Source organism: Enterocloster lavalensis (assembly GCF_046603895.1).
Lineage (GTDB): Bacteria > Bacillota > Clostridia > Lachnospirales > Lachnospiraceae > Enterocloster > Enterocloster lavalensis.
In genome coordinates this window covers 943,176-955,670 of sequence record NZ_CP176637.1, presented here as the reverse complement: position 1 = coordinate 955,670, position 12,495 = coordinate 943,176, and the positions used below count along the sequence as shown (strand labels likewise).

Sequence of the window (12,495 nt, the reverse complement as noted above, 5' to 3'; positions counted from 1 at the left end):
TAAAACTAATGCATGGAATGATCGTATATACAGTAACTGATATGAAAAAAGTAAGTTATCATATACGCAGGAACCATAATGCATATCTATCACATCGAAAAGCCAAAATTTCAAAAAGTTCACTGTAGCACCAGGTTCTAATTTTAAATTCTTCTTACTTTGGCTAGATATTGTAAGGATTTGATGTAATTTAACGAAGCAATTTTCCACATACTCACACTAAAATCTTAGTTCTATTTTTTATGAAGTCCTTGTGAAAATATCAAAACCAATGGGTAATATGTTGCGCAATGCCTGGTCAAATCTAAACTTTTCAGAGGGAATAGATTTAGCCTGGCTGCTCCAAGGGAAAGGCTGGAGATAATACAAGTTGATGATTTGTAGTTTGGTATATATAAACGTCCTTCCACCATCCCAGAATCTCAAAAAAATAAATGCTGTCAACAACTATTTTCCCCAAATCTACTAAGGTTTCCTATCTCTAAAAGCCTACCACAAGATTTTACAGTACTTCACCATTTATTTCACATTTATCTGCATTAGGTTATATATTTAGTTTATTATCACGGTGATGCTTTTAAGTCCTGTGTTTATCTGGGAGTGCAGCTGGAATATTGAGGGAGTAAAAGCAAATTTTAACAATAACAGATTAAAACAGTCGAAAAATGAGATTGGTGTTCCCTGACATTTGTTGGATGTATCAGACCGTTGCCCCATGGGGATCCACAGTTCCCGTACTGATCTTCTGCAAATATTGTTATCTACCGTAGTGTGATCGTGTAAGGTGGTTGACAGCATCCATTATGGAAAAGATTTGCTTCGCTATAACTGTATTTTCTTACATAGTAGATCCTCGAGGGTGAACTTTCGGATCTTGGTAAGCCGGTAATAATATCTTTTCAAAGAGATGTCATACTGTCCGCACCATGGCTGATTTGTCAGTTCAGAGTCATCCTATTGTCAGATTATATTGGGCCAGTATTGAAGTTTTACCTGTTTATCAGGCTCCAAAGAAGAAAGAAGCATGAAATAGGTTCTTTTATAAGCAAACTTCAAAAACTATCATTTTGAATCCAAAGCCTCAATCTCCTTTCCGCGTATAGACAACAGCTGAATAAAGTAATGAATGTATTTAGGAAGCTCTCTGTGTTTCTTATATCCGACAAAAACTCGGCTGATTTCGTTTTTTCCATAGGTAAAAGCATAGTACTTCACGTTGCTAAGGTCTACCATAGACTTTTTATACTGTTCACGGTTGAACGCAAGTCCGTAGCCTTCATTAACTAGCCGGATCGCAGTCTCGAAATTACGTATCTCCATCTTATTGTAGGTGTAAAAATGCTGCTCCAAAAATACTTTGTCTATGTACTGTCTCAAGCTCTGCCTAGCTGTTGGAAGAATGAAAAATTCATCTTGGCAGAAATTTAGGTCCAGATAGCGGTAGTGGGAACCAGGCATCTCCACTGCCCGGGCATTCAGAGAGTGATCGGCTGGTATGGCGATCAGAGGACGGTCAACATAGAGAATTTTATTAATTAAATCTTCCCGCGGCTGTTCTGCATTATATAGAAGAAGCTGAATCTGATTGGACTTGAGAAATTCTTCTAAATCAGTTTTGACGCCTTCTTTTACATCGATCCTAATATTGGGATAGCTCATTTTAAAACGGGCCATGACTGTGGGGAGAAGAAGCGGTGCTCTCCGGAGTTGGACACCAATGTGCAACACCCCATCTACATGGTTTTTCAGATCACCTAAGCTAGCCTCAAATTCTTGCTGAAGTGATAACATTTGCTTAGCTTTATCCACATACAGTTTCCCGGCGGCAGTGGGAATAAATTGTTTTTCAACCCGGTCGAACAACTTAACTCCAAACATTTTTTCAAGATTATTAATATACAGGCTTAAAGCGGGTTGGGTGATAAACAGTTTTTCAGCGGCTTTCGTTATGTTTCCGCATTCTGCAATGGTGCAGATATAGAGTTGTTCCTTCAGGTGCATAACGCCTCCTTTCTACTACAATATATTTATGGTTAATATCCCTTACAGCCAGTAAGGAATTATCCATCTTGTTGCTTAAGCTGTTACAATGTTGGAGCAATCGGTATATCGGCTTCCTTTCTTGGACTTCGCGTCCGTATTTGAGACTGATAACCAGCTCCTCATTTGCAGCGTTCGTTTTATGCAGGTTGAACTGCCTTTGGTACGTTCGTGTCACACCACAGTAGATTGAATAGGCAATGAGTAAAACTGGTACTTATCTATTGCAATATTCTTTAGGAGTGACAAATTTATGAACATGAACGCTGTTGGTATTGATGTTTCCAAAGGGAAAAGTATGGTCGCCATTCTACGACCTTATGGAGAAATCGTTTCTTCTCCCTTTGAAATCAAGCACACTTCCAGTAACATCCAATCCTTAATTGCGCAGATCCGATCAATCGATGGTGAATCACGCATCGTTATGGAACATACTGGCCGTTACTACGAACCACTGGCTCGTGAGCTTTCTCTGGCAGGTCTTTTTGTAACTGCCGTAAATCCTAAGCTCATTAAAGATTTTGGAGCTCATTCCCTCCGCAAAGTAAAATCTGATAAAGCTGACTCTGTAAAAATAGCTCGTTACACCCTTGACAGTTGGACGGAATTGAAACAGTATAGTCTTATGGACGAACTACGCAATCAATTAAAGACCATGAACCGTCAGTTTGGCTTCTACATGAAACACAAAACAGCTATGAAGAATAACCTCATCGGTATCCTCGATCAGACTTACCCTGGTGTTAATACTTACTTTGATAGCCCTGCCCGTGAGGACGGCAGCCAGAAGTGGGTTGATTTTGCTACTACATACTGGCATGTGGACTGTGTTCGTAAACTTTCATTAAATGCATTTGTCGACCATTATCAGAAGTGGTGCAAACGCAGGAAGTACAACTTCAGCAAAGACAAGGCTGAAGAAATCTATGGGGCCGCAAAGGAGCTTGTTCCTATACTTCCAAAAGATGATCTAACCAAGCTGATCGTGAAACAGTCCATAGAACAATTAAACACTGCTTCCAGAACCGTGGAAGAACTCCGTACCCTGATGAATGACACAGCCGCCAAGCTGCCTGAATATCCCGTTGTTATGGGGATGAAGGGTGTTGGCCCGTCTCTTGGTCCTCAGCTTATGGCTGAAATCGGAGATGTCACACGCTTTACCCACAAGGGCGCTATCACTGCATTTGCTGGTGTAGACCCAGGTGTCAATGAATCCGGAACCTATGAACAAAAAAGCGTTCCAACCTCCAAACGCGGCTCATCTTCCCTCCGAAAAACCTTATTTCAGGTCATGGACTGTCTCATCAAAACAAAACCGCAGGACGACCCTGTATATGCGTTTATTGATAAGAAACGTGCTCAGGGAAAGCCTTACTATGTCTACATGACTGCAGGCGCTAATAAGTTTCTGCGTATCTATTACGGAAGGGTAAAAGAATATCTAATGTCTCTTCCAGAATAGAGAATACCGCATCCTTTCAGACCAGCGGATAACGGTGGTCTATTTGTTGTACCTGAAATTTAATCAACAATAAATCTTGAAAATTTCTCATTTTCCTATTGACTTTTTATTTGCAGGCTGAAATTTATACAGCATTTAATTCTTAAAAAGATTAACTATAATCATTTTTATTATGATAAAACAAAATTGTAGTATACAAAATAGAAAGAGTGATTTCTTTGCGGAAAATTAACGTTATAGTTTCTATTTGTTTTACTAATTTCCCAAAATAAACAAATTGAATTATAATCCCAAGTTTGACAGTTTAGAATGTTGAAAACCCTTAGAAACGTCGTATTTATGCCGTTTCTGAGGGCTTTTCTTTTTGAAAAAAGGGAGTAATGGATTCTTATTCTTTTGAATGTCTGCAGATACCCTTTATGGTACGTTTCTTTATCAATTCATAGTCAGTACGGAACCCGGCGTACTCATGCAACGCATCCGTAAGCTTTGTACGTGTGTAAGATGGGATATATCCTTCGTTTCCTATGCTTGTTACCCTCATTTTTCTGAGTGTCGAAATAATCTCATCACAAGTGAACTGGCTGTCTAGTTTGCGTTCCAGAATCCGGTAGATTAAAAGCGCGATAAAACATGTCGTAAAGTGAGCTTTGATCCTGTCATCCCGTTTTAGGTAAACCGGCCTGGCCTCGAATTCTGATTTCATGATCCGGAAAGATTCTTCGATTTCCCACCGCCCTTGATTTACTGCTGCGATTTCGGAAGGGTCATCGTCGAGATTCGTATAGACGGCATAGAAGCCGTCATACTGGGCTTCTTCCTGTACGGCGTCCTGATCAATTTCGTAAATTTTATTTGCAGCGCATTCACCATATGCGGTGATCGATGTTTTCTTTATGAATCTGCGGTAATCATTCTGGCTATGCTTATCAATCCTTTTCGGCTCGGTATCAATTGCTTTTATCGCTCTTAAAATCTGCTGATTTCGGATCTGTTGTTGATAGTTCCTGTATTTCAGGGAATAGGTCACGATCAGAGTCTGATCGAAATCAATATCACGTTTCCCGTCATTTCCTTCCACATACAGCTGCTTGTAGAATAGCTTGCTGCGGTTTTTAGCGGTGTCTTCGAGCCTGCTGATATCATAGGTATCCAGGCTGTCTTTCAGATGCCATCCGGTGGGCTCCAGACACCATTGGCGCAAATCTTTTTTGAGCTTTTTAATGGACTGCGTTGTTATGAAACAGCGGCCGCCAAAGTTGTTGAATTTCCGGTTGCGTTCAGAAGACAATCCAGCATCCGTACAGACGATAAATTTTGAAAGCGAGAAATCTCTCAGGATCTGTTCTTCCAATGGGATCAGAGTAGTCTGTTCATTGGTATTGCCTGGATGGATACAAAAGGCAAGGGGGATCCCACTTCGATCAATGAAAAGTCCCATCTCGACGATAGGGCTCGGGCGATGTTCCTTGCTCGGACCGTATTGTTTCAGGCCTTCCTGACATTCCGTTTCAAAAAAGTAATTGGTACAGTCATAGTACAGGACTCCGGTCTGCCGTTTGACCAGCCGCCGGCTTGCTTCATACAGTTCCGCCTGGATGGAATCGGATTCGTTTGCAATGACAGACAGGGCACGATAAATCTGATGCAGTTCAAAAGCCGGTGGTTCGAGCAAATCGGAGGACTGCTCATAGCAGGAGAGTTTTGAAGACGGATTGAGGATCCTCTCATATACAAGACGTGAAAGGATGGAATCAAGGTCATAGGAAAACGAATATTCTTTTGAAATCTTTCTACAGATGTTTGGCAGGCGAAGATCATAGTAGATCTTCTGAAGGAAAAGGTAACCAACGTTATAGGAATTCTGCTTATCGAAAGGAATGAGAATATCCGTCCGCAGCGGAACAAGGACTTTATGCTGCTTTTCAGCTTCGGCCTGATTGAGCTCGTCCAGATGCGCCTTAGCCCATTTATTGGCATCTGTACAATGATATTTTTCCATGATTTCCCGTTCAGTTCCAAGGCGTTCCACAACTTCTGAGGAGCGTTTGCCGTCGCGGCGGACAGAGCGGATGATGTAGTAGCTTATTCCATTTTTGGTTTTATTTGTAGTCAATCGCATGGCAGACTCCTTAAGAGAGATGGTATAATCGTATTATATCATATATTACGCTATTACGCACCAAAAACTTTCTGAATTTGACAAAAAAATAAGCAGCCATAAGGCTTGCAAGATTTTCAGGTGTCAAACTCCCGATTTCTTTGCGGAAAATTAACGTTATAGTTTCTATTTGTTTTACTAATTTCCCAAAATAAACAAATTGAATTATAATAATCTCAACTCAATTAATATTTTTGTTTATTAATCTAATGAATTTATGAGATTAATAAATGAAATTAGCAGAACAGCAGTTCCGAAAGCTAGCCGGCGGTTTAAGGAGGCTGAACATGAAGGGAGAGATATCTATGAAAGAACGTTTATACGGCTATATTGACAATATTGGAGAAGAAATGTTCAAAATGGCCGATCAGATTTTCGATCATCCGGAACTGGGACTTGAGGAGGTCAATGCATGTAAATGGCTAACCGACTGGCTGGAGAAAGATGGCTTCGAGGTGGAAAGAGGAATAGCTGGCGTGGAGACCTCCTTTAGGGCGATATATCGTCATGGGGAAGGAGGGCCTAATATCGGTTTGCTCTGCGAATATGACGCCCTGCCTCAGATTGGGCATGCATGTGGTCATCACATGCAAGGCCCCTGTATTCTTGCATCTGCAGCAGCGCTTCGTCATTCGGGGATTGAAGGGAATTATACGATTACGGTTTACGGTACGCCTGCGGAGGAGAGTGTAAGCGGCAAAATCATGATGATTAAGGGAGGATGTACATTCGAGGAGTTGGATGTAGCTCTGATGATGCACGGGGGAAATTACACGCAGACGGATGTCAAATCCTTGGCGTTGTCTAAATTCCGAGTGGAATATCAGGGAATCAGCGCCCATGCTGCGCTTAAACCAGAAGCAGGACGAAGCGCGTTAGATGCGATGATTCTGGCATTTCAGGGAATCGAGTTCTTAAGAGAACACGTAGATAGTGATGTCAAGATTCATTACACCATACTGAACAGCGGTGGCACCCCTGCCAATATCGTGCCAGCCAGCACTACCGCTAGCCTGTATGTGCGCTCTTATAGTCGAACCTATCTGGATACGGTCATTGAACGACTAAGCAAGGTTCTGAGAGGGGCAGCTATGATGACGGAGACAGAGGTGAGAATCATGCCAGAAAAGGAAGTAGATAATAAGATTCCAGCTATCCGCTTGAACCGTCTTATAATGGATGAGGCAGAACGGGTTGGAGCACCCCGCCTGGCGCCGCCTAGAGAGAATACTGGTTCAACCGATTTTGGAAATATTCTTCATCGAATTCCAGGTTCTTGTATCCGAGTGGCTTTTGTTCCAGATGGAGTTCCATCCCATTCACAGGGCTTTGTGGATGCGGGGAAAACGCCGGAGGCCCACAGCGCAATTATTTACGGGGCCAAAATTCTTAGTGGGACAGCGGCAGAGCTTATAATGAATCCGGAATTGCTGAAAGAGATAAAAGAGGAATTTAAACAGAGAGTTGTGGAGGAGAAAAAATAGGGGAGATAGAAATGGAGACTATAAAAAAGAAAAAGGCTTTTAAAATGCCGCATGGCTATGTTGTTATTTTTGCTATTTTGCTATTTGTTTCGTTTATGACGTATCTAATCCCAGCCGGCGAATATCTGCGCGAGACAAATACGGCTGGACAGGAAGTAGTTATTCCGGATTCATTTGGATTTATTGATAAGACGCCAGTACCGTTCTGGGAGATCCCAAACTATATTATGAAGTCATTCACAAAGCAGGCTGATATCATATTTGGCATTCTGATTGTTGGGGCAGGCCTAGAAGTTTTGCTGTCAACCGGCATGTTCCATGCATTCTGCAACCGGCTTTCCAAAGCCTGTTCAGGAAAGGAAAAATGGTTTATTCCTTTATTCCTGCTTCTTTTTGCTAGCATTGGAATCACACAGTCCACAAACAAGTTTATTGGTTTTACACCACTCGGTGTTATGCTGGCGGCCACGCTCGGATATGACGCAATTATGGGCGTGGCGATTGTGATGCTGGGAATTGGAATCGGCTTTAGTTCTGGTATTTTTGCAGCTACTACAGCCGTTGCTCAAGGGCTGGTAGGGCTGCCCGCTTATTCTGGAATTTCGATGCGTATTGTAGCCTTCATTGTTCTTTACATTATCACAGTATTTTATCTGATTTGTTATGGAGAAAGATGTAAGAAGGATCAGACTAAAAGTGCCATCTACGGAGTCCCTGACATTAAACAGTTTGATGTCAATGATATGGACACTAAAGTAGAAAAACGACATTATCTTGTGTTAATTGTATTCCTAGCCTCTTTCGCCGTACTGATATATGGATGTCTTAAATTTGGTTGGACCCTACAGCAAAATGCTATTATCTTTATGTGGATGGGAATTTTGAGCGGCCTAGTATACGGATTTTCGCCCAGCAAGATTGCCTCCGAATTTGTAAGAGGAGCTAAAGGAATGATATCCGCAGCGCTGATCGTGGGACTTGGTGCTGCTTGTACATTGATTATGGATGAAGCCAATATTCTAGATACTGTAGTAATGGGAATGACCTTAACCATGGATTACCTGCCCACTCTTTTGAAAGCTCCCGCTATGTTAATCATCAATATGGTAGCTAGTGTGTTTGTAACATCAGGTACAGGCCAGGCAGCGGTTGTTATGCCGATTCTTGCTCCAGTGGCGGATCTTTCGGATATCAGCAGGCAGATTCTCGTATTGTCTTACCGTCTCGGAGATGGAATATGCGGTTACGTACAACCGCACGGTGGTTCTCTGATGCCGTTCATCGCGGCCGCGGCAATTCCCTATGACAGGTGGATGAAGTTCTTTGGAAAACTGTGGGGGTTTTGGGTGGGGGCCGCCTGTTTGATTATGGTATTCTGTCAAATCATCGGATATTAGAAAAGGTGTTGTGAATATTTAATTGAAAACGGAAGCATCGTTTTACCGTAAAAAGTATTTTATGGCTGAAACGGTGCTTTTCCGATTCTTGGATTGTCAGACACGATCAGAACATTAAACAGAACACCAATTGTACAGAAACTTGCACAAATGTTTAGTGGCATTAGATAACTAAAGTTTACTGTAATTAATCATGAATTTTTGTATGAAAGTGCGCCTGCTCTCGCTCTATGATGGGGGCACTTTTCTGTGTAGGGTTCCAATATTTACTGATTTTAGATATGCCAAATAAGTCTCCACATGACCGATTATTTTTACTATGATATACAGTGAAATATTTAGGAACGGAAACGCTTGAAGTTTCGGCTATTGTAGTTACTTTATTTTAATACCTTCATCTTGTTGTTAAATCCTTCTGTGGCCCATGGGGTAGCCTGTATTCAAAGGTATTCAGGATTTTATCTTGTCAGGAGTGGTAGCTCCTGGCACAGTTCTGAAATCGCTTAATCTCATAGCTCTGTGCATTCGCGATTCAGCTTTCAAACTCCTCCTTCTGACAGTAGGCCTTCATGGCAGATAACATAATACCATTCTTCCATACAGTGCACCAACTATATGGGGTTCTTTTGTGAATGCTCATCGAGTGAATGAATTCTCCAGGATTAAAGTGCTTTCGACTTTATCCTGGGAAATGTAAAAATGTTGATTTTTTTCTCAGATGACTTTTTCTCAGATAATGTTCTTACAAAGAAATTTTAGGCAGTAAATTATTGTGTATCTTTATATACATGGCATTTATCTTATTTTATTACTTACCAACTATGGTGACAGCACTGTCCAAAATCATGTTGACATGTGGACGATAAGCGTTTCATCATAAAAACCTTGTCTATGATTATAATTCAAGAGTTGGGATAATCATCTACAATTAGGGCATTATAAATACTTACAATTAATAAATGATAGAAGGAGTAGAATAAGATGAAAAGAAACGGAAAGATAAGAAAAAGAATTGTTACTCAGGAATCTGTGAGTAAATATTGTGAATGGCTTTATGGATGCGAAAAAAGCAGTGGAACCATTAAACAATACAGGTACTATTTAATGCTGTTTATGCAATACATGAGTGGGAAGAGTGTGGAGAAAAGGGATGTAATTATGTGGAAGGGGATATTGAGAGAAAGAATGGCTCCGGTAACGGTCAATAGTGCATTGGCAGCGGTGAATGGATTTTTTTCATATAACGCATGGCAGGATTGCCGGACTAAATTTTTAAAGGTAAGCCGCAGAGTATTTTGTCCGGAAAACAGGGAAATAGATAAGGATGAATATGAACGTTTAGTAAAAACTGCATACAAAAAGGGAGATGAAAGAATGGCTATGCTTCTTCAGACCATATGCGCTACGGGAATACGGGTTTCTGAAGTTCCCTATATTACGATAGAAGCGGTAAAGGCTGGAAAGGCAGAAGTTGAATGCAAAGGGAGAATAAGGACTGTTTTCTTGACTTCCCGTTTGTGCTATATGTTGTTGGATTACGCAAAGAAAAGTCATATTGATAGCGGGATGATTTTTGTGACAAGAAGCGGAAAGGCGCTTGACAGAAGCAATATATGGAGAACCATGAAAAAACTGTGTGAAGGAGCCGATGTATTATGGGATAAGGTATTTCCGCATAATTTTCGTCATTTGTTTGCCAGGCTCTATTATGAACAGGAAAAAAACCTGGTTAGGCTTGCGGATATATTAGGGCATAGCAATATTAATACAACAAGGATTTATACAATGAAAAGCGGACGCAACCATATGAGACAATTAGAAAAACTTGAAGTATTGTTTGACTTTTACAACAATTTTTCTCTTTTGTTGTAAAAACATTCATACAACCATAATTATTTTACTACATATTTTGAAAGAAGTCTACAGAAATTCTTAATAAATATTGTAACTATGATGTTTTTCGACATAATAAAATGGCCAACTGATTTTTTACGAGGTTGGCCTATTTGTATTGCCTGCATCTATAAATTTTAGATTCTAAAAAACTTTGTCTATTAGGTTTTCGCCTTCCTTCCACTGAATTTTGAAGTGACTTTACAACAAAAGAGAAAATTTGTTGTAAAGGGAGAATTATTTATGAAAAGAATTCATGGGCTATGTTTGTTGATTCTTTTTCTTTGCTTAGCAGTTACATGGAGTCTGCCGGCCTGCGGAATGAATGCTCAGACTCAGATGAAGGATATAGAGCTTGAAAAAAGAGGCAGACATGCTGAGGAAATGACCGGCAGAATTCCCGATTATGAGGTCTGCGGAGATAAAATGTAAGAACTGATTGAAAACAGCGAGGAACTGTCAGAATGGAAGGATTCAGGAGTTGTTTTTGGTACAATGGAGGATGCTTTGTCATTGGGCCGTTATTTTTATCACTACACATATCTCGGAAAACAGGAGATCCGGCTGGCGGTGGGAGAGAATGGGGACAGGGCTGTTGTTTATGTGCAGTGTGATGATCCTCACCAGGCTGTGATACAGCATAGGCAGACAGAGGACAGGCTTTACGATATTGTAGCGGAAGGAGCCTACATGTCTGAAAGAGAGAAAGCCTTATTTTTTTACGAGTGGGTCTATAGCCAGGTGGAATATGACACGGAACTAAAGAGGAAAACGGTTTACGAGGCTGTAATGGAAGGGCGTTCCGTGTGTTGGGGTCACGTCTCTGCATATCTGATGTTATGCAGAATGGTAGGTATGGACTGTGAACAGGTCTACGGCGGGGGTCACGCTTGGAACCGAGTTTGGATTGATGGGGGATGGAAGCATTGCGATATTACATGGGACAAGAGTACGGGGCTAGGCCGATGGTAACTGGTGCCGGAGGCGAAAATGGAGGAGGGCCCCATGCACAGGACTTTTCTGTAGAAAATGGAGGACTCAGCCATAGGAGAGCTTCGCCAAAGCGTCAGCAGATGAATGAGTTTCGCAGGGTGGAAAAACGGCGGCGGACTCGAAGAAAAATGATACGGTATCTAACAGTGGCAGGTCTGACGGTTGTTGTGGGAATAAGAACTTATTTTTTTGTTTCGGAAGGGGCATCCGGTCAGGATTATATTCAGGTACCGCCGTTGACTGTGGTTTTGGAGAGCACAGAGGCGCTGGGAGGTTCCGAGAAAGTAACAGAGAACGCAGCACCTGTATATGTACCCAAGGACGATGCAGAAGCCGCAGATGCACTGCAGTTGGCAGATAGTTTGCAGACAGGAAACTGGAACGGAGATGCATTGTTTGCAGTAATAGGTGAAAATGAAGTCCAGGAAGCATACATAGGGGAATTGGCTGTGGCGGCCTACTGTGGCTGTCAGTACTGTATCGGAAGATCAGACACCTATGTCACTTGGTCTGGACGACTTCCGATACAAGGAACAACCGTGGCGGCTGACCTTAATGAGTTTGAGATTGGTGACATGCTCAGAATCGGACCGGACATATATCGGGTGGAAGACAAGGTGTCGCCTGGAGCCAGGGAAGCATTATGCCTGTATTTCTCCAATCATGCAGACGCCATTTCGTTTGGCAGACAGATACTGCCGGTTTTTAAAATAAAATCTAGAGAGGAACATTTGGGAGAGCCCTTAGGGATTTTTGAAGTGACTGGTTACTGTGGCTGTGAAAAATGCTGTGGATTGAAAGGTGGATTGACTAAGGCAGAGAAAATCCCGAAGGCCGGGCATACAATTGCGGCAGATCCAGAGGTGCTTCCTATGGGGAGTAAAGTGGAAATTAATGATATTATCTATGTGGTGGAAGATACTGGAAAGCTAGTGAAGGGAACAGTGATAGATATTTATTTCAATACCCACGAGGAAGCGGTGAGGTTCGGCAGGCAGAAAATAAACGTTTATTTAGTTCCATAATTGGACTGCAATGGAAGAATAGGGGGCGGTCAATGTA

At 41.6% G+C, this 12,495-nt stretch carries 7 protein-coding genes and 1 pseudogene; 6 read left to right on the top strand and 2 right to left on the bottom strand.

The genetic code is table 11. The features are described from left to right. Window positions 1-1,062 precede the first annotated feature (1,062 nt). Window positions 1,063-2,001, bottom strand: coding sequence for a LysR family transcriptional regulator (locus tag ACK2JC_RS04155; protein ID WP_181988624.1), 939 nt, complete (start codon window positions 1,999-2,001; stop codon window positions 1,063-1,065). A 298-nt stretch (window positions 2,002-2,299) separates the two neighbouring features. Here ACK2JC_RS04155 and ACK2JC_RS04150 point away from each other — a divergent pair, with 298 nt between their 5' ends. Beyond that, a complete protein-coding gene (locus ACK2JC_RS04150) occupies window positions 2,300-3,505 on the top strand; it encodes an IS110 family transposase (protein ID WP_368282939.1) in 1,206 nt (401 codons plus the stop codon). Window positions 3,506-3,893: 388 nt separating this feature from the next. Here the strand turns inward: ACK2JC_RS04150 and ACK2JC_RS04145 are convergent, their stop codons facing one another. After that, entirely contained in the window at window positions 3,894-5,627 is a 1,734-nt protein-coding gene (locus ACK2JC_RS04145) for an IS1634 family transposase (RefSeq protein ID WP_368275008.1), read from the bottom strand. 344 nt (window positions 5,628-5,971) lie between these two features. On the opposite strand from ACK2JC_RS04145, the gene ACK2JC_RS04140 reads away from it, so the two are divergent. The 5 genes and pseudogenes from ACK2JC_RS04140 to ACK2JC_RS04120 all read left to right on the top strand — a co-directional run bounded on the left by ACK2JC_RS04140 (window position 5,972) and on the right by ACK2JC_RS04120 (window position 12,458). Next, window positions 5,972-7,150, top strand: a complete 1,179-nt coding sequence (locus ACK2JC_RS04140) for a M20 family metallopeptidase (RefSeq protein WP_117634119.1) — start codon at window positions 5,972-5,974, stop codon at window positions 7,148-7,150. 11 nt (window positions 7,151-7,161) lie between these two features. Continuing rightward, entirely contained in the window at window positions 7,162-8,547 is a 1,386-nt protein-coding gene (locus ACK2JC_RS04135; protein ID WP_117634090.1) for a YfcC family protein, read from the top strand. Between the two features lie 981 nt (window positions 8,548-9,528). Then, window positions 9,529-10,419, top strand: coding sequence for a tyrosine-type recombinase/integrase (locus ACK2JC_RS04130; protein WP_411338456.1), 891 nt, complete (start codon window positions 9,529-9,531; stop codon window positions 10,417-10,419). 264 nt (window positions 10,420-10,683) lie between these two features. Next, window positions 10,684-11,466 (top strand): annotated as a pseudogene (locus ACK2JC_RS04125) (transglutaminase domain-containing protein). Window positions 11,467-11,513: 47 nt separating this feature from the next. Next, complete coding sequence (locus tag ACK2JC_RS04120; protein ID WP_117634092.1) at window positions 11,514-12,458, top strand: 3D domain-containing protein; 945 nt, start codon at window positions 11,514-11,516, stop codon at window positions 12,456-12,458. Window positions 12,459-12,495: the final 37 nt, after the last annotated feature.